The sequence below is a fragment of the Thermosynechococcus sp. B1 genome, assembly GCF_030322985.1.
In the GTDB taxonomy this organism is placed as follows: domain Bacteria; phylum Cyanobacteriota; class Cyanobacteriia; order Thermosynechococcales; family Thermosynechococcaceae; genus Thermosynechococcus.
This window is the reverse complement of the sequence record NZ_CP096573.1, coordinates 960870-986828: the sequence shown is the minus strand read 5'-3', so window position 1 is coordinate 986828 and position 25959 is coordinate 960870. Positions and strand designations below refer to the sequence as shown.

The 25959-nt window shown below is 53.8% G+C and carries 27 protein-coding genes and 1 tRNA gene; 9 read left to right on the top strand and 19 right to left on the bottom strand.

Features of this window, described 5'->3' with window-relative positions; all coding sequences use genetic code 11:
• Positions 1-18 precede the first annotated feature (18 nt).
• The 9 genes from M0644_RS05055 to M0644_RS05015 all read right to left on the bottom strand — a co-directional run bounded on the left by M0644_RS05055 (position 19) and on the right by M0644_RS05015 (position 7338).
• The gene (locus M0644_RS05055) at positions 19-555 is read right to left on the bottom strand and encodes a hypothetical protein (RefSeq protein WP_286626878.1); all 537 of its coding nucleotides are present in this window, start codon (positions 553-555) and stop codon (positions 19-21) included.
• Positions 552-1520, bottom strand: coding sequence for a metal-binding protein (locus M0644_RS05050; protein WP_149818737.1), 969 nt, complete (start codon positions 1518-1520; stop codon positions 552-554). Before M0644_RS05050 ends, M0644_RS05055 begins: the two co-directional genes overlap by 4 nt.
• 43 nt (positions 1521-1563) lie before the next feature.
• A complete protein-coding gene (locus tag M0644_RS05045) occupies positions 1564-3354 on the bottom strand; it encodes a serine/threonine-protein kinase (protein ID WP_286626876.1) in 1791 nt (596 codons plus the stop codon).
• Positions 3355-3448: 94 nt separating this feature from the next.
• Positions 3449-4249 (bottom strand): tetratricopeptide repeat protein, encoded by an 801-nt coding sequence (locus tag M0644_RS05040; RefSeq protein ID WP_286626874.1) that lies wholly within the window; start codon positions 4247-4249, stop codon positions 3449-3451.
• 38 nt (positions 4250-4287) lie between these two features.
• Positions 4288-4770, bottom strand: coding sequence for a 2Fe-2S iron-sulfur cluster-binding protein (locus tag M0644_RS05035; RefSeq protein WP_149818733.1), 483 nt, complete (start codon positions 4768-4770; stop codon positions 4288-4290).
• A gap of 51 nt (positions 4771-4821) precedes the next feature.
• The gene (locus tag M0644_RS05030; RefSeq protein ID WP_286626872.1) at positions 4822-5493 is read right to left on the bottom strand and encodes a V4R domain-containing protein; all 672 of its coding nucleotides are present in this window, start codon (positions 5491-5493) and stop codon (positions 4822-4824) included.
• 56 nt (positions 5494-5549) lie between these two features.
• A complete protein-coding gene (locus M0644_RS05025) occupies positions 5550-6035 on the bottom strand; it encodes a phycobilisome protein (RefSeq protein ID WP_286626871.1) in 486 nt (161 codons plus the stop codon).
• Positions 6036-6044: 9 nt separating this feature from the next.
• Entirely contained in the window at positions 6045-6620 is a 576-nt protein-coding gene (locus tag M0644_RS05020; protein WP_190278233.1) for a hypothetical protein, read from the bottom strand.
• Positions 6601-7338: a V4R domain-containing protein gene (locus tag M0644_RS05015; RefSeq protein WP_149818725.1), complete on the bottom strand. Its 738-nt coding sequence runs from the start codon at positions 7336-7338 to the stop codon at positions 6601-6603. Before M0644_RS05015 ends, M0644_RS05020 begins: the two co-directional genes overlap by 20 nt.
• A gap of 332 nt (positions 7339-7670) precedes the next feature.
• Between M0644_RS05015 and M0644_RS05010 the strand changes: the two genes are divergently transcribed.
• Positions 7671-8051, top strand: coding sequence for an MGMT family protein (locus M0644_RS05010; RefSeq protein WP_149818723.1), 381 nt, complete (start codon positions 7671-7673; stop codon positions 8049-8051).
• A 72-nt stretch (positions 8052-8123) separates the two neighbouring features.
• Entirely contained in the window at positions 8124-9323 is a 1200-nt protein-coding gene (larC, locus tag M0644_RS05005) for a nickel pincer cofactor biosynthesis protein LarC (RefSeq protein WP_286626869.1), read from the top strand.
• Here the strand turns inward: larC and M0644_RS05000 are convergent.
• On the bottom strand, positions 9315-9533 hold the full coding sequence (locus M0644_RS05000) for an Hfq-related RNA-binding protein (protein ID WP_149818719.1): 219 nt from the start codon (positions 9531-9533) through the stop codon (positions 9315-9317). The genes larC and M0644_RS05000 overlap by 9 nt on opposite strands.
• A gap of 29 nt (positions 9534-9562) precedes the next feature.
• Here M0644_RS05000 and dapF point away from each other — a divergent pair, with 29 nt between their 5' ends.
• The 4 genes from dapF to M0644_RS04980 are packed head-to-tail and all read left to right on the top strand — an operon-like array spanning position 9563 to position 13167.
• Positions 9563-10423, top strand: a complete 861-nt coding sequence (gene dapF, locus M0644_RS04995; RefSeq protein ID WP_149818717.1) for a diaminopimelate epimerase — start codon at positions 9563-9565, stop codon at positions 10421-10423.
• 7 nt (positions 10424-10430) lie between these two features.
• Positions 10431-11333, top strand: a complete 903-nt coding sequence (locus M0644_RS04990) for a VWA domain-containing protein (RefSeq protein WP_149818715.1) — start codon at positions 10431-10433, stop codon at positions 11331-11333.
• A 9-nt stretch (positions 11334-11342) separates the two neighbouring features.
• Positions 11343-12062 (top strand): peptidase, encoded by a 720-nt coding sequence (locus tag M0644_RS04985; RefSeq protein WP_149818713.1) that lies wholly within the window; start codon positions 11343-11345, stop codon positions 12060-12062.
• Complete coding sequence (locus M0644_RS04980; RefSeq protein ID WP_286626868.1) at positions 12055-13167, top strand: DUF819 domain-containing protein; 1113 nt, start codon at positions 12055-12057, stop codon at positions 13165-13167. The genes M0644_RS04985 and M0644_RS04980 overlap by 8 nt, the downstream gene beginning before the upstream one ends.
• Here the strand turns inward: M0644_RS04980 and M0644_RS04975 are convergent.
• A complete protein-coding gene (locus tag M0644_RS04975) occupies positions 13159-14478 on the bottom strand; it encodes a class I SAM-dependent methyltransferase (protein ID WP_286626867.1) in 1320 nt (439 codons plus the stop codon). The two genes, M0644_RS04980 and M0644_RS04975, sit on opposite strands and share 9 nt — an antisense overlap.
• 80 nt (positions 14479-14558) lie before the next feature.
• Positions 14559-15830, bottom strand: coding sequence for an FAD-dependent hydroxylase (locus tag M0644_RS04970; protein WP_286626866.1), 1272 nt, complete (start codon positions 15828-15830; stop codon positions 14559-14561).
• 120 nt (positions 15831-15950) lie between these two features.
• Here M0644_RS04970 and M0644_RS04965 point away from each other — a divergent pair, with 120 nt between their 5' ends.
• The gene (locus M0644_RS04965) at positions 15951-16541 is read left to right on the top strand and encodes a DUF3318 domain-containing protein (RefSeq protein ID WP_286626865.1); all 591 of its coding nucleotides are present in this window, start codon (positions 15951-15953) and stop codon (positions 16539-16541) included.
• On the opposite strand, the gene M0644_RS04960 is transcribed toward M0644_RS04965, so the two are convergent.
• Positions 16538-17695: a DUF445 domain-containing protein gene (locus M0644_RS04960; protein WP_255451733.1), complete on the bottom strand. Its 1158-nt coding sequence runs from the start codon at positions 17693-17695 to the stop codon at positions 16538-16540. The two genes, M0644_RS04965 and M0644_RS04960, sit on opposite strands and share 4 nt — an antisense overlap.
• 126 nt (positions 17696-17821) lie before the next feature.
• Positions 17822-18136, bottom strand: coding sequence for a thioredoxin (gene trxA / locus M0644_RS04955; protein WP_149818701.1), 315 nt, complete (start codon positions 18134-18136; stop codon positions 17822-17824).
• A gap of 128 nt (positions 18137-18264) precedes the next feature.
• Between trxA and M0644_RS04950 the strand changes: the two genes are divergently transcribed.
• Entirely contained in the window at positions 18265-19911 is a 1647-nt protein-coding gene (locus tag M0644_RS04950; protein WP_286626864.1) for an AarF/ABC1/UbiB kinase family protein, read from the top strand.
• Positions 19912-19915: 4 nt separating this feature from the next.
• Here the strand turns inward: M0644_RS04950 and M0644_RS04945 are convergent, their stop codons facing one another.
• Both M0644_RS04945 and typA read right to left on the bottom strand, forming a co-directional pair.
• On the bottom strand, positions 19916-20197 hold the full coding sequence (locus tag M0644_RS04945; protein WP_149818699.1) for a DUF3593 domain-containing protein: 282 nt from the start codon (positions 20195-20197) through the stop codon (positions 19916-19918).
• Positions 20197-21987 carry a translational GTPase TypA gene (gene typA / locus M0644_RS04940; protein WP_149818697.1) on the bottom strand — a complete coding sequence of 597 codons (1791 nt, stop codon included), beginning with the start codon at positions 21985-21987 and terminating at the stop codon, positions 20197-20199. Before typA ends, M0644_RS04945 begins: the two co-directional genes overlap by 1 nt.
• Positions 21988-22126: 139 nt before the next feature.
• Here typA and M0644_RS04935 point away from each other — a divergent pair, with 139 nt between their 5' ends.
• Positions 22127-24595 (top strand): sigma 54-interacting transcriptional regulator, encoded by a 2469-nt coding sequence (locus tag M0644_RS04935; protein ID WP_286626863.1) that lies wholly within the window; start codon positions 22127-22129, stop codon positions 24593-24595.
• Between the two features lie 28 nt (positions 24596-24623).
• On the opposite strand, the gene M0644_RS04930 is transcribed toward M0644_RS04935, so the two are convergent.
• The 3 genes from M0644_RS04930 to M0644_RS04920 form a co-directional block, all read right to left on the bottom strand.
• On the bottom strand, positions 24624-25079 hold the full coding sequence (locus tag M0644_RS04930; protein ID WP_190278231.1) for a hypothetical protein: 456 nt from the start codon (positions 25077-25079) through the stop codon (positions 24624-24626).
• Positions 25080-25272: 193 nt separating this feature from the next.
• Positions 25273-25354, bottom strand: a tRNA-Tyr gene (locus tag M0644_RS04925).
• Between the two features lie 71 nt (positions 25355-25425).
• On the bottom strand, positions 25426-25938 hold the full coding sequence (locus M0644_RS04920) for a hypothetical protein (RefSeq protein WP_149818693.1): 513 nt from the start codon (positions 25936-25938) through the stop codon (positions 25426-25428).
• Positions 25939-25959: the final 21 nt, after the last annotated feature.

The window sequence follows — 25959 nt, the reverse complement described above, 5'->3', positions numbered from 1 at the left end:
TTGGGGAAAAGGGGGAAGTTACTGGGGATTCAGCCACTCGATACTGCCCGGAAGCTGTCTTAGAATATCGGTTTCGACTAAGATGAGGCGATCGCTCCGCCCTGAGCGACGGTACACAGGATATTTGCCTTGATGTTTTTTTAGGGCCTCTGTAGGTTGGGTCACTAGAACGGCGAGATCGACATTCTTTTGCACAAACGCTATCAGTGCTGTGCGCTGCACCAAAATAAATGAGTTCAACGTTTGAAAGGCAATATAGTCTGAGTGACCGCCAAACAACCAGCCTCGATCACGTACCCCCTGCAATTCTATCCAAGTGTATTGATCTTGGGGCTGCGGGTCTTGGCGTTGAATTTTCTTGACTGCCTTGATGTCCACTTTCAGGGACTCATGCCCCTTAATCAACAAACAATCCCAGTGCTCATGAATATCAGCAGCTTCGCTCGCGTGGTGAACTTGGAATCCCTGCTTGCGGGCAAGCTCTAAGAAGGCGTCCTCTGCTTTGAGACCACGTTTGAGATTTTCGCCCTGACCGTCATACTGGTTGGGTTTCATGGCTCACTTTCGGTTCCCTCATCTCCTCTCAGCGGTTCACTCATCGCCAACTGACAGGCCCCAAGACTGGCACTGCTGTACATCTGCTCTAGGGTGGCCATTAACTGCGCCACTTCACTGGGAACCTCATGGGGAAAGGGGGGTAACACTGAAAGCACCGCATGGGGTTGACCACTGGGGACAAGCACCACTAACTCTGGGGGTAGGGGCTGGCGATATTGGCAAAAGGGAGCATCGGTTTTCAGTGGCTCATAGAGGGGTGGGGGGGTGGGCACCATAGAGGGGGTAGTCGCCGTTGCCCGATAGTGGCGCAGGCGTTGGAGAATCTCCTCTTTGGTTTTGCCCCGCAACTGAAAGAGCAAAAAGGGATCGTCATTAAAGTACTGCCCCAGTAAGTAATAGACCGCGCCAATGTGCTTACAGGGATTCACCGGGTCAGGGCAATTGCAGCGGCTGTGGATGTCAAATTTGGTAAAGGGAAATAAACTGAGTCCGGCTTGGGTGAAAACCTCCTCAATACTGGGGGGCATCTCCCCGGCGAGGAGCTTGGCCGCATAGAAAGCCTTTTGAGCCATGCCGTCAATGGCATATTGCCACTGCTCTTCACTAAAGGCATCGAGATGCAGTTTGACGTGATAGGGTTCGGGAGCCGTGCCTTGAACTTGAGCATGGACTTGGTTGCCCTGGAATTCCAAGGTGAGCACCCGTCCTTCACGGACATAATTGCGTGCCCGCTCTAGCCGTCGGCGCCAGCCAAAGGACTCTAGCACACCAATCCAGCGTTCACTCCACCAGTGTTGGTGACCCTCGGCATTGTGGCGATCGCCCGCTGCTACCTCAACGACGGGTTCAGAGGCTACCGTTGTCGCTGTAACATCAAGGGTGGTGGGAGATGACTGCTGCTTTTGCTTTTGTTTCAGACTGGCCGCTTTGCGGGTAATTTTGAGAATCTGGGGCTGTTTCATGGGGCATATCCCACGGCTATTCTTTCTATCATAGGCTGCTGGCTTAGAGGATGAGGTCAATCTCCCACGTGGCAATGTCCCACGTTTGCAAGACATACTTGTCCTGGTAGTGACGAATCAACCAAAGGTGGCGATCGCCCGTAAAGCCGAGGCCACAAATCTCCTGTTCACTTTCAGCCGTGCCGACAATTTCGCCGCCATGGGTTACCAAATTCAAACGATGGCGACCGGCCACGACGTATCCCCAAGGGGTAGCACAGAGAAATTGGGGACGAAACCGCAGCCCCAAGCGTTGAACCCGCCAAGGGCGCAAATGTAGAAGCATCAACAGGGGTTGCTGCGGATGGTCTTCAAAGGCCGCTAGTTGCCATGGCTGGTGGTGGGCAGGGGTGAGCAACGTCAGGTGGGCAGGCAGTTGAGTGTATAGCCGCCAGTGTCCGCGGCGGTCAAAGAGTTGAAAATGGGTGGTGGCATGCTCCGTCTCAGGATGGTGCGATCGACTAATCACCACGCCATAGCGACGATTGAGGAGCAGGGTATCCACAAACGTTCGTCCATACCATTGACAACGGAGAGTCCGCTGCCCTTGACCATTGATCAGTTGGACATGAAGCTGTAATTCCGCTGCTGCGCTATCAATCTCGGTTTCTGCACACCAGTAACCAGTGGCGTCAATGGCTAATTGGTTGAGGCTAGAGTGAAGACGACAGTCTAGGGGGATAAGCTGGTCATGGATGCAGAAAAGCTGGGGGGGTAGCACATTGATTCGCAGCCAAGTACTCACTTCACCGCCATAGAGTTGAATGGGCAGCGGTGGGAGCGGCCATTGACCCATCTCTTCGGGCACAGTCTCCCTAGCTTGCCAAGCCCAGAGGCGATCGCCCACCACCCCATAGAACCTTGTGGCCGTACTAGCAACCTGTTGGGGCGGTATCGCTAAAGAATAGCCTTGGGGTTCCCCCAGCCAAACCGCCGCCGGTGACCTAGAGAACAACAACGGCTGCTCATGACGCTCTGCCTCGATCACCTCTAGGGCTAATTGCACCGCCATCGTCATTTCCGCTGCACTTTTATAGCGGCGCTGCGGTAATTTATCCAACGCTTTAGTAATAATGCTCCGCACCAGAAAGGGCAAGCCTTCAGGAAGGGTATAGGGACGGCTAAGGTGGGCGGTCATGAGTTCAGCAGGTGTGCCGTGAAAGGGGCGATCGCCAACGATCATCTCGTACATGAGAATCCCCACTGCATAGAGATCCGAAGCGGGCAGCGTCTGACCATAGAAACGCTCCGGCGCCATATAGGCAGGAGATCCCGTTTGACCGCTGCCCTTGACATCCTCAATGAGGCGTGCGACACCAAAATCGGACACCTTTGCCTGCCAGCCCGTAGCAGTCACCTCCAGCAGGATATTTTCCGGTTTGAGATCGCAGTGGAGAATGCCGCGATGATGGGCATAGGCCAAAGCTGCGAGAATATCCAACGTGAGGCGCAAAGCGGTCGTCAGGGGTAAGGCCTGTTCTTGCTCTAGGAGCGATCGCAATGTCCCGCCGGCACAATAGTCCATTACCAAACTGCGGCTTACTTGGGGGCTATGGCGCACGCGAATATAGTCAATCGCCTGACAACCCACCACATGGGGATGCTGTAGCGTCAGCAAAAAGTTCAACTCCCGCAAAAAGCCACGGGTCAGCAACTGCTGCTCGCTGAGCACCTTAATCGCCACAAGGTCACCGGACTCACGATTGACCGCCAGATAAACTTTTCCGTACTGGCCTTGACCGGCTAGATCCACCAGTCGGTAACGGGAGGTTTGGGCAGTACGAGCCGTGGCCAACAACGAGCCTCAACCATCAACGAAAAACATTTCTCAGAATGATTCGCAATCTCGCCCCTGTCCATGCAGATTGAGCCGCACAGCCAATCGGTTCTTAGGAGAAAAGAATTTCTAAGGGGACTTCCTTGTCTTCCTGTTCAATACTCCCCACCTCATGGATGCGCTTGGCCAGATCCCGTGCCCGCTGATAACTGCTAATGTCCCCTTGTTCAAAGAACAGCTTTGCCGCTGTGCGCAAATCCTCTACTGCTCCCTTGCGATCGCCAAGGGTCGAGCGAGCAACGCCGCGATTGTGGTAGGCCTTGGCATAGTTCTCATTAATGCGAATGGCTTCGGAGTAGTCGAGAATCGCCGCTTCGGCATCCCCTAGCCGCTGATGGGTGAGACCGCGATTGTAGTAGGCCTTGGCATGGCTGGGGTTGGTTTGAATCACTTGGGTATTTTTCTCAATTTCCCGCAGGCACTCGAGAACCTGTTCAATTTGTTTTTGCTCCGTGTCGAGAATGCGGGTATAGTCGTGGAGATGCTGCGTCCCTTGACCCAGCTGTGCCAGCTGTTGTTGCACATCCTCAAGGCGATCGCGCACCTGACTAAGGGCAAGGGTGAGGCCGCCGACCTCTGACTGCTGCTGTTCTTGGGACGCCACCAATTCAGCAATTTTGGCCTCCTGTTGCTGCACAAAGGCTTGGAACTGGTCATCCAGTTTTTTACGGCTCACTAAGTTTAAGCCCACCGCCAGCGAAAGGGGCAAAGGGGCGATCGCTGTCAAAATGGCCTGTTGGGTCGCAGCCGCCGCCACCGACAACACAACCGTTAGCCCTGTTGCGCCCCATTCTAGAGGTGCTAGCCCCCTGCGAGATGGCGTGTCATGGGAATTTAAACTACGGTCTTCCATAAATGGTGCCTCCCTGAGGATGAAAATGAAGTGGTTGGTTAGGCATCCGACGTATTGGCGAGATATTGCCCCACCTGCACTTGGGTATCTTTCAACTGGGTAATCATCGTGCGGGTAATGAGCTTGCCCGCTTCCACCAAGACGCGGCCATCGAGGGGGTGCAAAATATCCTGCTCAGCCCGCCGCCCAATCAAAGACTCAATATCTTCAACCGCGTTGACATACATCCCTGAGGGTAGCTCCACCACTACCCCCGGCCCCAGTACCCGTGCCTGACAGGCCAAGCGAGAGGTGGCATTTGCCGTTGTAATCACCTCAAGGGTGCGTTGCTCACGCTTATTGATTGGGGAGAGGCTCTCCATCCCCTCTTTGATATAGACATGGCAGGTGGCACACATTCCACGCCCGCCACACTCCTTGAGCACATGGAGTTCAGAGTCCAATAGAGCAGACAGCAAATTGTCATTGGTATTAATCGTGGTTTCCCGCGAGATGGGTTCAAGTTTGACAACTTTGGCCACTGCTCTTTTCTCCTTATTAATGACGCATCGAGAGTTACTTTAGGATCATACTCAAGCCGCTTGAGTGCGACACAGCCGCTCCATAATCGTGTCATGATCCTGTCCCTCTTGCAGCCAAGCCTTAGCCGGTTCGACCCGCTCCCGCAAGCCCAAGACAAAGAGGTTATTGGTTGCCCCTAGGGTTTCACAGGCGGTTTGCACACAGTGGAGATCGCGACCAGTCAATTGGCTAAAGAAGGATTCTAAAATCCCCGCCTCGGCAGCGCATTGGGGCTGACCCGTATTTTTGGGAGCCGCCGCCGCAAAGGGGGAGTCCCACGTTTTCACCACCAAAAAGCCCTGCTGGTAGAAGCTCACATCGAGATCAATCGTGCCCCAACCGTGGGTCTTCCAGCATTCCTTGAGACACTGGAGAAACTCCACCATTTCCATTTCCGCAAGGGGACGGCGATAGTACTCGCTGACCTCCTCGACAAAGCGGCGATAAAAGTTCTTGCCCCACCAGCGACCACAGTTAAAGAGAACCACCCCACTGGCCTGTCCCACTTCCTGATCGAGGCCGGCATAGATGGCTTGGAGCAAAATATCCGGTAGGGCAATGAGACGGGCACCTTTGCGGTTTTCAATCAGACCTGTTTCAAAATCCCCCTGTACATAGGCATCGGCAGCGTAGTAGTTGCCGGGGATGATGGGGTCTTTGACCAAATCAGCAACAGAGATCATAGGACATCCTCATTCGTAGGCATAACAAGCACTTTCAGCAGACTTCCAACCCTAATCTAGGCGTGGACAGAGACCACCGCTGGCAGACCCACAAGGGTCGCTTGGGCGTGATCCAACAGCGGCAAAATCAAGTCCTGTTCAGCCTCGGTGAGCATTTCCTTGAGGCGGGCACTGAGAAGCTCGTGGCAACTGCTCCATAGGGTTTGGGTTTGGTGGGCGTTGACCACTTCCGTGAGCCACTCGAGGAGCCGATGCTGCAAAAACTCGGGGTTATTCAGGAGCATGGCCATGGCGGCATAGCGCAGTAGGGCGATCGCTTGACGCAACACTTGCTCAAGGGTTTGGGGATTTTCGGTGGGGTATTTCTTTTGCAGAGTGTCGGCCACAGGCTGGAAGATTTCAATTTCATGATCCCGCAGAAATTCATAGGTGTTCAACCGCTGCTGGAGCGATTCGATGTGGTGGCGGAAGACTTTGATGTCCACATTGCTGAGGTAGTTTTCTTCGGCTTTGTAGTAGAGATTCATTAACTCGGTGTGCATAGGGATCTCCTAAAACAGGTTTGATAAGTCTGAGAGGGTGACTTCGGGTTCCACGGGGGCAGGGGGCGGGGGTTCCACTTTCCTCACTTGGGCAATTACGGGTTGGCCTGCCCAAGGCAGGCTGGCACAGAAGTCTTTGACCGATAGGCGCCAGAGGCACAGACTCGGCTCGAGGGAAATGGCCTGATCCGGACGGCCTTCCCAATTGAGTTGGCGGAAGAAGGTTTCTACCGACCAAGCAGCCCAAGGGGTGGCAGGGGCAGCAACGGGGGGAGCCGCCATTTCCTCCGCGTAGGGGGGTGAGATCGCAGGCAAGATGACCCTAATCCCTTCCCAGTTGATGTGACCAAAGAAGTCCTTGACGCGATAGCTGGGCCATTCTGTGGGACTCGTGGGAGCGATCGCCCCTTTGACTTCAAGCCCCAGCCAATTGACCCGCTGCCAAAATTCGCCAACTTTCAGGGATTGCCAATTGAGTACCACAGCTTCCGCCACCGGTTGCTGCCGCACCAAGCCCAGCCAGTTCAGTTCCTCAAAGAATTCAGCAACGGCTTGCTGTTGCCAATTACCGTTTAGGTTTTTCATAGACCAGTTCTCCACTGCGGAGCCGTTTTTCAATATCTTTGGCGGAGGCTCCTTCGTTTTGCCAGAAGGCAGCGGCATCAATGCGATCCTGCTTGCCGAGCAGGAACTTGCAGTAGGTTTCTCCCATAGCGTAGCACTGGATTTCAATACAACTGAGTTCTTTTTGAATCAGGCCGCTAAAGAAACCGGCAAAGAGGCCTGCGTAGAGGTGGCACACGGGTCGGCCAACATCCCCCAAGGTACGCGCCACAACGGAATCAAAGATATTGATGAACATAAAGCCATGTTTTTGCTCGCTGAGATCCACTTCCCAGTTGCCCCAGCCTTGGGTTGTGCAGGGCCACCACCAAGCTTCGAGGACATAGGGAAGCCGCATTTGCTTGATCCCCTGCTCATAGCCATATTCCGTGGGAAACCACTCTTGGAAGAAGCGGGCATCGCGGCGTCCCCATTCTTCACCAATTTTGTACATGACGACGCTGGAGGCAGGGCCAACTTCCTCTTCAAGGCCTTCAATGAGGCCAATGATGAAGTCTTCAGTCACTAGGAGGTTACGGGCATTGTTCCAATCGGTATAGGTACCGCGATCGCTATCGAATTGAAAGAAGTCCCAAAAAGCATAGTGATGGTGGCGTTTCGGGTATTTTTTGCGCAGGAGATGGTTAACACCGTAGCGATCGCCAGCGGCGGCTTGGGGTCGGGAACTGGTCATGGTCATAGGGCGACTCCATCAAATAGCGTCAAGAATATCGACAAAGACAATTGGGAGCTCAAGTCAAAAAAGCATAGAAGCAATCATTCAGCAAAAAACAATTAGATGAGAAACACATCATGGTTCAACACAAAGCAAAGAATTCCACCCTCCCCTGCCTCAGCATTGCTGCTGCTTAAATCATGACCGATCTATCTTTTCGGGGGCAGGTGTTCTTAATTGAATTTAGTAATCCTGTTACCACCCTTAATGTTTAATCTAGGGGGTTCATTTTGATGCTTTCCTCCGTAGGAATACGGATTTAGAGGGGTTGAATGTGCCTTAAAATATGAAATCTTATGAAGACAGATACACAGGCACTGACGTTTCAACAAAAAATTTATTGGTTAGTGAAGCAAATCCCCGTAGGACGTGTGGCCACCTATGGCCAAATTGCTGCCCTGTGTGGTTGGCCACGGCATGCACGCTATGTGGGCTATGCCCTTTATCAAGTGGCACCGAATTCTGACATTCCATGGCATCGGGTGGTTAATGCCCAAGGCAAAATCTCCTACGCGCCCCAACGCCAAGGGACGGATGAGTTACAGCGCTGGCGCCTAGAAGCAGAGGGGATTATTTTTGAGGCGGGCGATCGCATTAACTTGAGGCGCTACCAGTGGCAACCGTCGGTTATAGTTGATGAGCTGTTGATCGCCACAGAAACCTCAGCGGTAGGGTAAGTCTCCTCGCAGTTTCGCTCACTATAAACCCGGTATCATAGTCCTTAGTGCCGCTGCACCTGTGAGTTTGCTATGACGGTTGCCTATTTTGACTGCCCTGCTGGGGTGGCGGGGGATATGTGTCTGGGTGCCCTCCTTGATCTGGGGGTTCCCCTCAACTACCTCCAAAGCGAATTGGCAAAGCTCGGGATTACCGATGAGTTTGAGTTGACCACAGAAACAGTGCAGCGCAAGGGACAGCGGGGATTAAAAGCACAGGTGCATCTGCGCGATCGCCACTCCCATCACCATCGCCATTGGCCAGACATTGCAAAGCAAATCCGTGCCGCCCACCTTAGCGATCGCGCCCGTGACTGGAGTCTCAAGGTTTTTGAAGCCTTGGCCATTGCTGAGGGCGCCGTGCATGGCATTGAGCCAGAAAAAGTACATTTCCATGAAGTGGGAGCGGTGGATGCGCTTGTGGATATTGTCGGCACCTGCTTAGGGCTGGATTACCTTGATGTGAGCCGCATTTACTGCTCTGCTTTACCAACGGGCGGCGGAATGGTCAAAGCTGCCCATGGTCAATTGCCGGTGCCCGTGCCTGCGGTCTTACAACTGTGCCAAACCTACCAAGTGCCCCTCTACAGCAACGGTATTGAAAAAGAATTGGTGACACCCACAGGCGCTGCCCTTGTCTGTGCCCTCAGTGAGGGCTTTGGTGCGCCGCCAGCGATGACATTGAAACGGGTGGGCTTAGGCGCTGGGAGTCAAGAGTTGCCCCTACCGAATCTCTTGCGTCTCTGGTTGGGAACGCTGCCGAACTCAGCAGAAACAACTACGGCAAAAACCATTGTCGAACTGCAAACCCAACTGGATGACATGACACCCCAAGCCCTCAGCTATACTCTTGAACAACTTTATGCTGCTGGTGCGATTGAGGTCTTTTACCAACCCATTACGATGAAAAAGTCACGCTTGGGGGTGTTGCTCACGGTGCTGTGTCCCCCCAGTGTTGAGGCCGCCTGTGTCCAGACCCTCTTTCGGGAAACAACGACGCTGGGGCTGCGGCGGCAGGTACAGGAGCGCTATATCCTTGAACGCCAAATTAAAACCATTGCAACGGTCTTTGGTGAAGTACGGGTGAAAGTAGCCGAACACCAAGGACAGCGGCTCAATGTCCAGCCGGAATACGAAGACTGTGCCGCCCTTGCCCGTCAGCATCAGCAGCCTTGGCAGGTGGTCTATCAAGAGGCCTTGGCAGTGGCGCTGCAACTGTGGTCCTTAGGCTAGCTTGGGTTTAATAAAGACAATGGCCTGCTTCCAAATAATGGTGGGTTGATCATAGTGATCGACAACGCAGAGGCAATTCATATCCTGCCAGCGCACCTTACCAACCACGAGATCACTGGTGCTGAGCTTGACTTCAACCTCGGTGCTATCTTTAATGAAGGTCTGCAACTGGCGAATGCTGGGCAGTGCCGTATTGAATTCGTCGGTCATGGATTTCCCTCTCATACCTTTTCAATTTTATGAGCCTATCTTTTCAGAAGTACCAAGGGTTAGGTAACGATTTCCTACTCATTGACAACCGCCATCAGGAAGAGCTGCTCTTAACCCCAGAACAAGCGCAACACTGGTGCGATCGCCACTTTGGCGTGGGCGCCGATGGCGTGATTTTTTTGCTGACAGGCACGGGGGATACCGACTACCGCATGCGGATGTACAATGCCGATGGCTCAGTGGCCGAAATGTGCGGCAATGGCATTCGCTGTTTGGCCAAGTTTATTTTTGCCCTTGAGGGTCGCTCCGCCGGCGAAATCGTGCGCTACCGCATTGACACCCTTGCCGGTCTCATTGTGCCAGAGGTACAAGCGGATGGTCAGGTAACGGTGGATATGGGTAAACCCCAACTCTTGGCGCAGCAGATTCCCACCACCTTGGCAGCCGCAGATCAAAAGGTGATTGATGTGCCCCTAATGGTGGGCGATCGCCCGTGGTTGGTGACGTGTGTGAGTATGGGCAATCCCCACTGTGTCACGTTTGTCGAGGATGTCGCTGCGGTTGATCTGGCAACCCTTGGCCCACAGTTTGAACATCACCCCGTTTTTCCCCAGCGTACCAATACTGAGTTTGTGCAAGTCCTAGGGAGCGATCGCCTGCGGATGCGCGTCTGGGAACGGGGAGCTGGTATCACCCTTGCCTGTGGAACGGGAGCCTGTGCCACCCTCGTCGCTGCCGTCTTGACCCATCGCCTCAGTCCTGTGGGCGATCAAGCCCAAGCCACGGTTGAACTGCCGGGGGGAGATCTCCATATTCGCTGGGATTTGCCTAGCCAACATTTGTATATGACCGGGCCTGCCCTCGCAGTCTTTAGCGGTACCTTGCCTTAGGTGAGTTATGACTCGTCGGCGACAACTGTGGTATTACCCTCTTTTTCAGATTCCCCTCATTCTTTTCATAGGCTGTGTCCTGCTGGCGTTGCTCTTCTCACTGTTGAATTGGGGACGCCCTAGTGTCGCCGTTGTTCTCTCCCTTGATCTCAGCGGCAGTACGTTTGGCAATAATCCGTTGCAATTTAATCAACCGCAAACTGTAATGGCGCAGCAGGTGCTCGCTGCCAAGCTCTACTTACAACGTAACCAACGGGAACTCACCAACCCCAACGAAGTCATGATCCACGGCTTTGGTCGCAATGTGGTGTTTCTGACGCCGCGGTTTGAAACCAATAGTGATCTGCTCCTCACCCAACTGGATCAAGCCCTCAATCGCAGTGACTTGCTTGCCCAAGTGGATCCCAGTGCCACCAATCTTTCGGGGGCGATCGCCATGGCCACCCAACAACTGCAACAGATCTCGAATCGCTGCCGCCAACTGCTCCTCATTACCGATGGGGAAGCCCCAGTGGATGCAGGCGTGGTGGCCAATGCCCGCCAACAACGAGTCAAAATCAACGCCATTGTTGTCGGTGATCATGCTCCGCAACTCGCCGCCGCTACCCAAGTTACGGGTGGGCAATACCGCTCTGCCCCCGTCGCCATTCTCGAAGAACTGGTGGGTCAAACCTTTTTTGAGGGCTTCAATAGCAACGCCCGCTGGCCAATCTTTTGGGGCGGAATGGCCGTCATTTGTTTTATGTGGCTCTTGGTCTTGCCCTTGGATCGCTGGGTGCTGCAGGGATGGTTGCATTTGCCGATGAATCTGGCGGGTCAAATTGCCTTGCTCAATGCCTTTTTCTGGACAGTGGCAATTCCCATCATTCTCTGGCGATTTCCGGGCTGGCCCTTTGTACAGACCTGTTGAGGAGCAAAGATGAAGCGTCGCTGGTGGTTCTTGGTGTGCATGGTTGCCCTAGGATTGATGCTGGGCGGTACCCAAGGGAATTGGGAGTCTTTGGCAGGCACCGCAAACCTGACGCGCCAGAATATCCAACTGCCAGCAGCAGTGCATTATCCGTTGCCCCCCTCCCTAGCTGAGATTCCTAGGAAAGGTGAGGACTATTTTGATGAAGTCCAAGCGGTGGAAGTGGGCTATCTACTGTGGACAGAGTTCCCGGTCACCGTTGCCATTGAACCGCCGCCGTGGGATCCGAACCATGTGTGGCAAGCAGCGGCAGAACAGGCCGTAAAGGAGTGGTCCGCCTATTTGCCCCTAAAAATTGTGGATGCCAGCCTAGCGGCGAATATTCGCTTGCTCTCGCAGCGACCCACGGATCAAAATAACCGCCGCGCCCGCTTTGCTGAAACCAGCTACGAACTCTTTGTGGATAGCCAAGGGGTGCTGCGCCATCGCTGCCGTGTCGTGGTGCGTCCGACTCAAGCTGCCAAGTTTGTCCTTGCAGCGCTGCGCCATGAACTGGGTCATGCCCTCGGCATTTGGGGACATAGCCCCCTACCCACTGATGCCCTCTATTTTGCCCAAGTGGCGGATCCGCCCCCCATTTCACAGCGGGATGTGAATACCCTGCGGCGGGTCTATGAGCAGCCGACACGGTTGGGACAGCGGCTAGCGGAGTTGCCCCCCCATGGATGACTTGATCCTTTGGGGCATCCTATTAACCCTGACGGCTCTGGGGCTATGGCTAGAGCATCGCTTTCGCTGGGCGGCACGCTTGGGGTCTTCGCTGATCATTTTGATCTTGGCGGCCATCTGTGCAAATTTGGGTCTTATTCCCCAACAATCGCCGGTCTATGACACGATCTACGGCACCATCACCTCGTTGGCGATCGTCTGGCTACTACTGCTGGTGAATTTACAGGATGTGCGGCGCTTGGGGCGATCGGCCCTGTTAGCCTTTGGCCTTGCTAGTTTTGGAACCTTGGTGGGTGCGCTCCTTGCCAGTGTGCTGTTCCACAGTCGGTTTCTCGGGGATACCCCCCGCTTGGCGGGCAGTTTGGCGGCCAGTTATATTGGCGGCAGCATTAACTTTGTGGGGGTTGGGCGTGCCCTCAACCTTTCGGATTTGCTCTTTAGTGCGGCAACGACGGCGGATAACCTGCTCACGGCCATTTGGCTGGCCACCACGCTGAGTCTGCCTTCGCTGTTGGCACATTTTTATCCACCACGGGATCAGGGGGAAGCGGCTACGGTGACTCCCCTGCCCACCACCTCAGCGATCGCCCCCCTAGATCTAGCCATTCTCCTCAGCTTGGCTGTGGCTATCTTGGTCCTGTCAACGGCACTGCATCAGTTTTGGCCGCTAATTCCCACCATTGTCTGGCTTACCACCCTCAGCTTGGCGCTGGCGCAATTTAAGTGGATGCGCTACCTGCGGGGCACGGGCGCTTTGGGAATGTTTGGCCTGAATCTTTTTTTTACGGTGATTGGTGCCGGTACCCATGTGCCCTCGCTCATTCCAGTGGGACTGGAAATGATTTTCTTTACCACCGTGATTGTGTTTACCCATGGTCTTGTCACCTTCGGCCTTGGGACACTCCTGAAGTTGGATGTGGAACTGATTGCCCTTGCCTCCCAAGCCGCAGTGGGGGGACCAACCACAGCCGTTGCCCAAGCCACCGGTCGGCATCAGCCTCAGTTAATGGGGGTAGGGATTACCCTGGGACTGCTTGGCTATGCGATCGCCAACTATTTGGGACTAGCACTTGCCCAAGCTCTTGGCTGGATGGGCCTAGGGTAGGCTGACCAAAACAAATAAACTCACTTCCAAGCGGGTCAAGAGGGCTTGCAGTTGTTGCCGTGCCACCCTTGGTTCAATGGGGTCTAGGGTGACGGGGTCGAGGGGTGCCAAGCGTTGATAGCGATCGCACAGCTCTGGAAAGGGAAGGGGCTGATCAAACAAGGGCAGCAGTGTTGCCAATCCCAGCGGATCCACATAGACCGACGTGGGACTAGAAAAGGACATAAATGTGCCCAAGTCTACAATCATGCGGTCATTGAGATACCCTAGCCATTTTTCCTTGATTGCCTCAGTGCGCAGTTGCGGATGCAGATAAATCGTACTTTGATCCCACTGCTCCTCAGACCATTCCCCTAAGTCGGGTACCGCGGCACGGGGTTGCGGACTACACCAAAAATCCAAGAGGCGATGCACGGGATGCAAAAGTTCATACATCTCCAATTGCACCGCCTGCGGCACATCGGGCAAGCTCAGCGCTAAAAAGGTGGGCAGGTTCTCTGGGTCTTTGAAGAGATCCACCAGATTCCAGTGGCGCCAGTTAACCATGGAAATGAATTCCAGACCCGCTGCTTCTAGGTATTGAAAGAGTTGGGGAATCGTGCTGCCCTTATCGCCCACCAGTAAATGATTCGCCAAGAGGGTCTCATTACTCTCCTCCTTCTCATAGTGCGGATTCCAAGCGCGAACCTTCAGATCGACACCATCCTTGAGTTCTTTCATGATCTCGCGGACAATGTCCATTTCCATTTCTTCGGGATTGTCGTCCATCAAGCCCATCAGCTTAAAGAGGTTTTGGGCACGAAAGTAGGGGAAGCGTTGCAGCGCACTGTGGAGATTGGCGCGCAAGATACCATCGGGCTTAAGGACACTTTTGAGGGCATTGAGGCCTGCGACGGGGTCAGGCAGCAGATACAACACCTCATCGCAATTGATGTAGTCAAACTGCTCGCCCCAACTGGGTAAATCCAAAATGGAGCGCGCCTCAAAGTAAACGTTGTCAAACTGATGAAACTTAAGCCGCTCTGCCGCTAACTTCACAGACTCAGGGGATAGGTCAATACCGACAATTTCCGCGCCGGGGTTGGCAATGGCTAACACCAAGGACTTATAACCTGTCCCACAACCAGCATCGAGAATCCGCTTGCCCTTGGTCTCTGGCACCCGATGATCTCGCACATAAAAGGCGGTCACCAAATCGTGGACAAAGAGAACATTCGGCTCATCCTTGGGAGTTTTGTCAATGGCAACACGGGGATAGGGACCATAGTCAAACTGGCGGCGAATTTTCTCTAGATCATCCGTAGCAGCCATCTATTTCTCCCAAGTGGTTCGTTTCTCTGTCAAATTAATCCTACAGAATGACGGCGCTGGAGATAATTGCGCAGAAAGTTTTAACGCCCTCTGGGGAATTGACGATCGCTGGGTAGGGGTAGCAGGAGACCGGCCATAAACCGCAGCACCAGACGTTTGAAGGGGGCAACAGTTCGCAACAGCCACAAGCCCCAGCGGCGCACCCCCACCAAAGGCCACCACGCATTGGAAAAAAGCCGATTGAGCAGGTCGGTAAATCCAAGGGTTAGGGCATTTTGCCACCAACGTTGACGGTGGAATTGGATCAAGGACGGGCGATCGCCCAGTCTCTCACAAGGCGTAGCAAGAATTTGTTGCGCTAGTGCCCACACATCCCGCAGGCCTAAATTTAGCCCCTGCCCTCCCACCGGATGACAGCGATGGGCCGCATCGCCAATAACCACAAAGCGATCGGCCACATAGGAATTCACTTGCATTAATTGGGTTGGAAAGACAAAGCGATCGCTTACAGCGGTAATCTGCGCCATCTGTGGGTCAAGATAGGGCTGCAGTTTCGCTAGAAAGGCGCGATCGTCGAGGGCAGCAACGGCTTCCGCCTCTGGGTGGGGCAGTGTCCAAACCACGCGATAGCGATTCCCCGCTAGGGGGAGCACCCCCATGGGGCCTGTTGGCCAAAAGCGTTCATAGGCGATCACGGGTTGGGGATGGGCAACATCGAGAGTAGCAACCACACAGGACTGACCATATTGCCATCCCTTGGGTTCAATGCCCATTTGTTGCCGCAGGGGAGACTTGCCACCATCTGCTGCCACCACTAAACGCGCTGCCAAGTAAGCCACCTTGGGTGCGGCAGGATCACCAGAAATGAGCGTCAACTGAGCGCGATCGCCCTTTATCTCATTCGTCACCACCCGCCACGGACAATAGAACGTCACATTACCAACAGACTGTAGAACGCTCTGTAGGGTCTCAGCGATCGCGGCGTGCGCAGCCACATAACCAATGGCTTCTGTGCCCAAATCGGCGGGGGAAAAGCGAACCGTCAAGGGGAACCGTCCATCGGAGAGTTGTACCACCTCAAAGGGCTGCACGTGAGGCATCAACTGATCCCACACCCCTATCCCCTCAAAGAAACAACGAGACACTTGGTGCAGGGCATAGGCTTGGCCTTTGGTGTTTTCCCGCGCGTAGGGGGTTGCCTCAATGAGGGCGATCGCTAGACCACTGTTTCGCAGCGCACAGGCCAAACTCAGACCCACAATCCCCGCACCGACAATCGCCACATCCACGGCGGGCAATTCTTGGGGAGAAGCGACCAGCGATTGTTCTGCGGGGGCAAAAGCCGATGTCATGACCATTTTGATTCAGGCACAAAAAACACATGCCCTTTTATTTTAAGGAATGCAAAAGATTGCAGAAAAGGGATGGTAATGGCAGACTAAAGGCAGAGCAATGAGTGTATGAGTTTCCCTATGACCCCAGAGGTTGAGATTCCGCGCTTGCTTGATCTAATGCCCGCGTCGGCACGAATGCGCTGTAAGTTGGTTTCTCGACCACAGCAAAGCAAAGTGTTGCGCTATCAGCCCGCTCTTCCTTGGGGCGATCGCCCGATTGAAATTAACTTTCGCCTGTGGCAGCATCTCGATACCCCGGAGCGCGATCTTTTATTGCTGCGGGCAGTGGCTTGGTTTAACACCACGGGTTTGATCAAACTTGACCTCTACCAAGGACTCACGGTGGCAGGCTTGCTGGGTACAGTCTTACAAGTTGTCCAAGCAGACCCCGTAGGCATTTTGGTAGCGGGGGGGTTAACCACCTTGGCTGGCCTTCAGGTATGGCAAAATACGCGGGGGATTCCCGTGGAAGTGGCGGCCGATCGCCAAGCCCTGCAATTGGCTCAACGGCGCGGCTACAGTGAACAAGAGGCTGCCAAGGCTCTCCTTGCAGGCATTTCTCAGGTGGCAGAGTTGGAGCGTCGTCCTGTCCTTGATGTCACTGAACTGATTCGCTGCCAAAATCTACGCCAGTTGGCGGGTGAATCTGAGGTCAAAGTCCCAGTTTAGGACGCTTGCAGACTTTGCCAGTACAAAAAGCCCGCCTGCACGACACCAATCAAAAAGCCAAGAATGCCCCCCAAGCGGACAATGGCTTGCAACTCACTGCGAACAATGCCCTGAATAGCTAGTTCCAGATTTTCTGGCGAGGTGGCCTTGACCCGATCCACAATCACCCGATCCAAATCCAAAATCGGAATTGCCCGCTCAATAATCAGTTCCATATCCCGTTCCAGATAGCGATCGAGCACTAGAGCCAATTCATCACTAACCACTTCCAGCGAGGCACCCAGACTTGCCGAATCCCGCAGTCGCCGCAAAATACTCAAGGAAATCGTTTCCCACTCCACTGTTTGGCTTACCGTTTCAATAACGCTAAAGCCCTGCTCTTGGATATAGCTGCGCACCGTCTGCCGAAATAGTTGCCGTAGCTCCCGCACTGTACCGAGGGGCAAACTTTGCAGGGTGATATTTTGCAGCGCTTCCACCAAGCGTTGCCGCAGTGCCAATGCTGTGATTAATTCTCCGAGGCGGCGGTTACAGGCTTCGCGTTCATTGAGACAATACTCCCGCAGGCGAATTAACGTATTGCGCACCCCCACCAGATTAGCCACCACCCAGTAGGTGCCACTGGTATTTTGGCGTAGTTCTTGATCGAGGACATTAATCGTGCGATCGGTAAGGAAGTCAATGATGGCCAGTCGCAGGCGATCGGGGGGCAACATGACCGACAGCAGCCAATCTGCCAGTTTTTCCGCCTGCTCATCACTCAGTTGCAGCTCCACTAATACCTGATCAAAGAGTTGATTCAGTTGTGGTTCCAGAAAATCTTCCCGCCGCGACCACACTTTAATCAAACGGGGTAGGGCACTGCCAAAAAAATCCCGTAGAATATTGGCCAAAACTTGGGCCGATCGCTGCTCACTTTGAGCCTGAATTTGGCTCAGACTTGTTTGTAGGAGCCAATGGATGACCGCCTTCACTCGTTCCACTTGCAACAGACGCCGCGCTAAGTTTTGCAGCTCCTCTGGCGTCAGGAGAGAACCCAAAATGGCATCAGCAATGCGACGAGCCAGCCGCTCCTGATTGTGGGGAATCAGACCGGGGGTAAAGGGGAGTTGCTTGCCGCCGACATAAATAGGCTTGTAGGGGCGAAAGAGCATGGTAATGGCTAAATCATTCGTAAAGTAGCCAATGACGCCCCCCGCCAACGGTGGTACGAGCAATGTCCAATAGCTGATATTGGCCAATCCTGATTGATTCCTCAAACACCTTTCTTTTGAAGAATTTTACAGGCGGCGAATGGCGTCAATCAGAACTTCTGGCGGCTGAACCCCTTCCCAGCGCTGAACCTCACGGCCTCGGTGGAAGAGAATCAAGGTTGGCAGAGCGTGAACGTGGTATTGACTCGACAGTTGGGGATAGCGCTCGGAGTCAATTTTGACAACCTCAACAGCCGATTTCAAAACTTGCTTGACCTGCTCTAAAATCGGCGCCATCATGCGGCAAGGACCACACCAGTCGGCATAAAAGTCAACCAAGAGGGGTTTATCTGTGGTGGCTAGGAGATCGCTGAAGCTACTAAATTGACGTGTTGTCGCCATAGCAAATTCCGATCGGGACTCTAGTTCTCATCATAGACACGGCAAAAGAGAATCGGGGCGAGCAAGTCTGAATGCCCGTGAAAAAGGGAGTATTGTTGAGGTTGGGCACTTTTTGTGATTGCTGCTGAATGCTGGTTACTGCCTCTACCTATCGTCCCAGTCGCTGGCTCCTGTTTCGCCGTGTCAGCCAAATTGTGGGGGTGTTGGGGCGCTTTGGGAGTCAACTGCTGTGGGACTATACTTGGCGGCGGCGGAGCGATCGCGCCCAATCTCAACGTGCGCGTTGGCTCGTACAGCAATTATTGGTCTTGGGGCCAACGTTTATTAAAATTGGTCAATTTCTCTCGACTCGGTTTGATCTGTTGCCCCCCGCCTATATTGAGGCGCTGAGGAAACTACAGGATCAGGTGCCTCCTTTTGACTCGCGGCGGGCGATCGCCCTCATTGAGCAGCACTTGGGGCAACCCCTTGCCGATCTCTACGCCACATTTGATCCCAAACCCCTTGCAGCCGCCAGTCTCGGTCAAGTCCATCGCGCAACGCTCCACAGTGGTGAAGAGGTGGTGGTGAAGGTGCAACGCCCCCATCTAGAGGCGCAATTGTATCTGGACTATCTGGCCATTGGTGAACTCATTCGCTGGGGCGATCGCTGGCTCCCCTTTCTCCGTCCCTATGCTCTCCACGAAATCTATGAGGAGTTTTTTAGTATTCTGCTGCGGGAAATTGATTACGTTCAAGAGGGGCAAAATGCTGATCGCTTTCGGGCTAACTTTGCCCAAGACCCCCATATCCGCGTCCCCAAGGTCTATTGGACGCACACCTGCCGCTATGTCCTGACGATGGAGTATCTCCCCGGCATTCGCATTGACAATCGCGCCGCCATCGAAGCCTTTGGCTTGAATCCCCAGATGATTAACCAGCGGGGAATTTGTTGCTATCTCAAGCAATTATTGATTGATGGCTTCTTCCACGCTGATCCGCATCCGGGGAACTTGGCCGTGACCAAGGAAGGCAATCTCATCTTCTATGACTACGGCATGATGACAGAAGTGCCAGCCCTGAATCAGCAGCAGATGGTGCAAACATTTTTTGCTGTGCTGCAAAAGGATAGCGATCGCGTGATTGCTGCCTTAATTGAACTGGGGCTATTGATGCCTGTTACCGATAGAGTCCCCCTACAACGGATTATGCAATTGATTTTAGATCGATTTACCGAACGGCCTGTGGATTTAACCGCCTTTCGGGAGTTGCAACAGGATGTGTATGCCCTTTTTGAGCAGCAGCCCTTTCGCCTACCCGCAAAGATGACCTATATTCTCAAGTCCCTCACAACCCTCGATGGGATTGCCCGCAGTTTAGACCCTGAGTACAACCTGAGGGCGGCGGCCCAACCCTTTGTCAAGGAATTAATGCGTCGCTCGCGGGGGGGCTGGCGAGAACTGATTCACCAAACCCAAACCCTAATCAACCAACGATTACAGCAGCCCAGTCGCCTTGAAGTGCGGCTGCAACAGTTAGAGGATCGCTTGGCTTGTGGCGAACTGCAACTGTCGGTGCGCAATCCCACGATGGAGCGGCAACTGCGGCGCATTGAGAGTTTGTTAATTTGTTTAGTCTATTTGGGATTGGCTGGTTTTACCCTTTTGGCGGGGGCGATGTTGTGGTCAGCCAAAGCTTTGGGGGGTGCGATCGCTCTTTTTACAGTAGCAGCACTAGCGGGTTTGGCACTCCTGCGCAGTTGGCTGCGCTTTCTTTGGTTATGCCGCTGGCAATAGGCGGTTAGGAGGATTCCCTGAGGGCGCGGCGAAAGCCCAAGGCAATCAGGATATTGGCCAAGGTTAGAAAAAATTCTGCCCCCCCGTGCAACCCATCCACATTGGCCAAGGTTGTGCCATAGACCTGTTGGGCATAGAGTCCCGCTGGAATGGTGACAGCAACAAACACCAGTGTCCCATAGAAGCCAATGAGGGCTAAACGGGGGGTGTTGGGGTTGCGGGTCATGAAGTACAAGAACCCCAAATAGGGAAACAGCGAGAGGGCAAAAAAGGCATTCGTCAGCATTAGCGGCGTGCCAGCTTCTTGCTCATTTTCCGCAGTCGGATGGATTGGGGCGTTACCTCCACCAGTTCATCGGGGCCAATGTACTCCAGTGCCCGCTCTAGGCTCATTTCCACAGGTGCTTGCAGTTGCACTAGTTCATCCCCCGTTGAGGAGCGAAAGTTGGTGAGTTGTTTGGCTTTGCAGACGTTGATTTCGAGGTCTTGGGGACGGTTATGCTCACCGACAATCATGCCCTTATAGACTTTGGTGCCGGGGGTAATGAAAAAGACACCACGATCTTCGGCGTTTTTCAGGGCATAGAAGGTGGCCGTGCCCTCCTCAAAGGCAATTAAGACGCCATTGCGACGGGTGCTGATCTCGCCTGCCAAGGGACGATAGTCCAAAAAGCTGTGGTTCATAATCCCTTCGCCGCGCGTTAGGCGCATAAATTCGCCCCGGAAACCAATGAGACCCCGCGCCGGAATCACAAACTCCAGTTGCGTCCGACCATTGCCCCCCACCTGCATATCCTGCATTTCACCGCGTCGCTGGCCGAGGCGCTCAATACAGCCGCCAACGGCTTCATCGGGAACGTCGAGCACTAAGCATTCGTAGGGTTCGCAGGGCTGACCATTGACTTCACGATAGATCACCTGGGGCTGGGACACTTGGAATTCATAGCCTTCGCGGCGCATCGTTTCAATGAGAATGCCAAGGTGCAATTCACCCCGACCAGAAACGGCAAAGCGATCGGGGGAGTCGGTTTCTTCGACCCGCAGTGCCACGTTGGTTTCCAGTTCCCGAAACAGGCGATCGCGCAATTGCCGCGAGGTGATAAAGGTTCCCTCCTGACCGGCAAAGGGGGAGTCATTGACCGCAAAGGTCATTTGCAGGGTCGGTTCATCCACCTTGATCAGGGGTAGGGCTTGGGGGGTGTTGGGGTCGGTGATGGTTTCGCCAATGTTGGCATCACTAAAGCCAGCGATCGCCACAATATTGCCGGCACTAGCCATGTCCAATTCAATCCGCTTCAGTCCCTCAAAGCCCAAGAGTTTGGTAATCTTTGCCTTGACAATTTGGCCGTTATCCTTGACCAAGGCCGCCTGCTGTCCCACCTGCACCGTACCATTGTGAATTTTGCCAATAACAATTCGCCCTAGGTACTCCGAGTAATCCAAGGTGGTCACTTGAAGTTGCAGCGGCGCATCGGGATTGCCCACTGGCGGTGGAATATGGCGGACAATGGCCTCAAAGAGGGGCTGCAGATCCTTGCCCTCTTCGTCTAGATCTGTTTTTGCGTAGCCCGCCAAGCCCGAAGCAAAAAGATAGGGAAACTCGCACTGATCATCATCCGCCCCCAGTTCAATAAATAAGTCCAACACCTTATCAATGGCTTTGTAGGGTTCTGCCTGCGGCCGGTCAATTTTATTCACAACCACAATGGGGCGCAGACCTTTTTCAAGGGCTTTTTTCAGGACAAAGCGGGTTTGGGGCATTGGCCCTTCGTTGGCATCGACAATCAGCAGACAACCCTCCACCATGCCAAGGACGCGCTCCACTTCACCGCCAAAATCGGCGTGGCCGGGGGTATCCACAATGTTAATCGTCAAGTCTTTGTAGCGAACCGCTGTATTCTTGGCCAGAATCGTAATGCCACGCTCGCGCTCCAGATCATTGGAGTCCATGACGCACTCAGGAATGTCTTCCCCTTCACGAAAGGTACCCGACTGACGCAGTAGGGCATCCACCAGAGTGGTTTTGCCGTGGTCAACGTGGGCGATAATAGCAACATTACGAATCGGCAGACTCATAGCGACTTCCTGCGGGTTTTGTAATAGAGCGTTGAGGAGCGTAAGAAACCTTTACAATCCTAGCGTAGTTTGGTAAAGGAACTGAGCCATAGGTAGTGAGGTGTTTCCTCATCACTAATTTTGTTGGGGGGTGCCCTCGATGACCGATCGCCTGAGTTGGCTGCAAACCTATACTCCCCTAGGATCGCTTTCTTTGGCAGCATTAGAGGCGATCGCTGCCGCCCTGCGCACAGAATCCATTGCGGCCAATCGTCGCCTTGTCCTTGAAGACACAGCCGTTACTCATCTGATGATCCTGAAATCGGGAGAACTGGAAGCCTACCACACCACCCGCGATCGCCCCGCCACTATAACGACCCTGCCACCGGGAACGGTTTTACACTGGCCAGAATTAGTACTGGAGCAACAGGCACCGCAAACAGTGATTACCCTCACGGACTGTGAATTGTGGACATTGCCCCGCGAGGTGTTTGCCACATTGGCTGATCAATTTCCCGAACTCCGCCAACAGGTGTCGCAGCAGCTGCAAAGTACCCTCAGTGATCTTGCCCACGAGCAGGAGCGGCAGGCAGTCTTGCGCCCCTATCTTGTGCCGCGCGTAAAACAGGGAATTGTAGGGAGTAGCCGCTATGCCGTGCGCTTACGCCAAGGGATTAAAGAGGCCGCGAGCGATCGCCAGCCGGTATTGATTTTTGGTGAACCGGGTCTGGAAAAGGACAATATTGCTGCGCTAATTCATTATGGCTCGCGCGATCGCCGTCAACCTTTGATTCGTTTTAACTGTGGCACCCTATCCGCCAATGGGGCAGAACTCTTTGGCAAAGCCACGAAACCGGGTCTCCTTGACTGGGTCGCAGAGGGCACCCTGATCCTCAACAATGTCCATGAATGGCCTGCCCACCTCTATCCGCAACTGCGCCGCCTTGTGGCCGAACAGACCTATGAACCCGTCGCCGACCCCCCCATATCCTCCCGCCGCTTTCCGGGGCGATTGATCTTGATTGCCGAAAAGAAAGGCTGCGATTGCCAAAATCTGGTGCACCACCAAATTAAGGTACCCCCACTGCGGGTGACAAAAGCAGATATTGAAGCCTTGGTGAATTACTATATTGCCCTCTACTGCCGGCAACGGGGCATTCCTAAGCCTCAGATTACCCCCGAAGCCCTACGCCGGCTGCAAAGTTATGATTTTCCCGGCAATTTGCGGGAGTTAGCGAGTCTGGTGGAGCGTGCCCTTGTGCAAGCAGACGGGGCGGAGTTACTCACTGAAGAAGTCTTTTGGCCGGAGCGATCGCGCCAACGGCGATTTCGTTGGAACCTACTCAATGCCTATCCCCAATTGCGTGCTTTTCTACGCAGTCCGTGGTGGCCCGATCGCCTCAACTATGGCCTGACCCTTTGGCTTTTTCCGCTGATTGTCGCCATTGGCCTCTGGGGACCCCAAGATCGCCCACACAACTTTACCCTGAACCTCTTCTGGGCGTGGTGGTGGCCGGTCTCATTGCTGATCTTTCCCTTTTTGGGGCGCATTTGGTGTGCGGTCTGCCCCTTTATGATCTACGGCGAAGTCCTGCAAAGGCTATCCCTCAAGATTTGGCCGCGCAAGCTGCGCCCTTGGCCGCGTCAACTGGCGGAACGCTGGGGGGGCTGGGTGCTCTTTGGCCTCTTTGCCGTGATTCTCCTGTGGGAAGAATTGTGGGATTTACCCAATACGGCCTATCTCTCCAGTTGGCTACTGATCTTGATTACAGCGGGAGCCGTGATTTTTTCTCAGCTCTATGAACGTCGCTTTTGGTGTCGCTATCTCTGCCCCATTGGTGGCATGAATGGCCTCTTTGGCAAACTCTCCATTCTTGAATTGCGGGCACAGCAGGGGGTGTGCGCTGCCAGTTGCCAGACCTACCAATGCTACAAAGGCGGTCCCGCCCTTGGGGAAGGTCAAGAAACGGGGGGCTGTCCCGTCTATTCCCATCCCGCTCAATTGACGGATAACCGCAATTGCGTTTTGTGTATGACCTGTCTCAAGGCTTGCCCGCATCGCTCGGTGGAAGTGAATCTGCGTCCGCCGGCTATTGATCTCTGGACTAGTCATGAGGCCACGGCGGCTGAAGTTTGCCTGCTGTTTTTGCTCTTGGGGGCGGTGGTATTGCACCGTTTACCGCTGCTTTTGGAACGGCTAGGACTGACGGAAGCTCATTTTTGGTTACAGGGGATGATTGCAGTGGTGGCGCTAGCTCTGCCGGGACTCTTGGCATGGGGTTGGCATCAGATACACCGACAAGGCTTGGTTCCCTTTGTGCGCTTGGCCTATGGGTATCTACCTTTGGTGCTGGGTGCCAATTTGGCCTATTATTTGCCCCTTGGTCTAGGGGAGGCAGGGCAGTTGTTGCCCGTAACCTTTGCAACCTTTGGTCTTGATGGCACGAGTTTGCCCAGTTGGCAAGCCCATCCAGCGGTGATCGGGTTCCTGCAAACGACCACACTTGTCGTCAGTACCCTTGCCAGTTTGCTCCTCAGTCAAAAGATTGCGCGATCGCCCCTACGACAGATGTGGCACCCTTGGCTAGGCATTCTCGCTCTCGCTTGGGGAATTGCCTATTTACTTTGATGGGCTGGGCTGGATTCGCAAAACTGCATCAAAGGCGTGGCGTGTCAAAAAACAGCAGCTTAGTGATTAAGCCAGCAGCCAGCACTAGCAGCGTCACCAAGAATCCCCACAAACGAGCATCGGTTCCATCCTGCCGTTTGACAATTTGCTGCAATGTGGTCTCTACTGTGTCAATGCGCTGCCCCAATTGTGTCTCTACGGCACTAATACGCTGCGACAATTGCGCCTCGACGGCACTGATGCGCTGTTCCAGCTTGGCCTCAACAGCATTGATACGCTGCTCTAGCTTCGCCTCAACAGCATTGATACGCTGCTCTAGCTTCGCCTCGACGGCATCAATTTTGTTCTCAAGTCGTTGGAACCTCTCGCCACTGGTGGCAATGTGAATATCTAGCTTTTTCTCTATGGCCTGAAGACTAGCCTGCATCCCTTGGATGGCATCCAACACTTGACTCAATTCCGATCGCGTTACAGGTTCACTCATGATTGCCCCTTTGCATCAATTCCTTTCCTGAACGTCCTAAGCGACCATCGCCCGCCTTTGAAAACTTTGGACCAAAATATGACCAGTTCTGCCCCTTTATTAAGCAAGCAACAGCAACAAATAGTTCACTTACGAAAAACATAGCAAACCTGAAACCCCTGATATTCTTTGGCTTCAGGCTTTTTTATCTGTATGGGCCGGGCTGGATTCGAACCAGCGTAGGCGTAGCCAACGGATTTACAGTCCGCCCCCATTAACCACTCGGGCACCGACCCTTTCATCGCGATTTTTTAATATACCACATCAGGGGGGAGACTTGAGCTTCCCGTTTTGAGAAAACAATTCCCTACTCGTCGAGGGTGTAGCTTTGCAGGTTTTCTAGGGGTTGCACTTTGAGGAGACGTTCGGCGCGGCGAATCTCGCTGTCGCTACCTTGAATTAGGATCAGGTATTTGCCCCGCTGCAATCGCTTTTCAAAGGGGATGCCCGACTTACCCGTAATCACCACTTGGAGACCACCACCTACGGTGAGACTACCGAGAGCGCCAGCGATCGCCCCAAAGATGCCCCCCAAAAGACTATTGTTGAGGCGATCCAGCATCGGCAAAATGTCAATTTGAGTCGCTTGGTTAAAGGTAAAACCGGCAAAGAAGCCAAAAGGAACAAGCCAGATCAACATCCGTTGCATTTGCTGCCGTGCCACTTGAAAGGGATCGGTGAGTCCCAACTCTGACCACTGTTTGTAACCTCGACCCAGCAGAGCTACTTTTTCCATCGGGAAGCCGTCCTTTTCCAGCTGGGTATAAACGGCCTCGGCCTGGAGGCGATCGCCCAAGGTGGCAACCAAGTAATTTTTCATAGGAATTAGGATAAAAGAAAT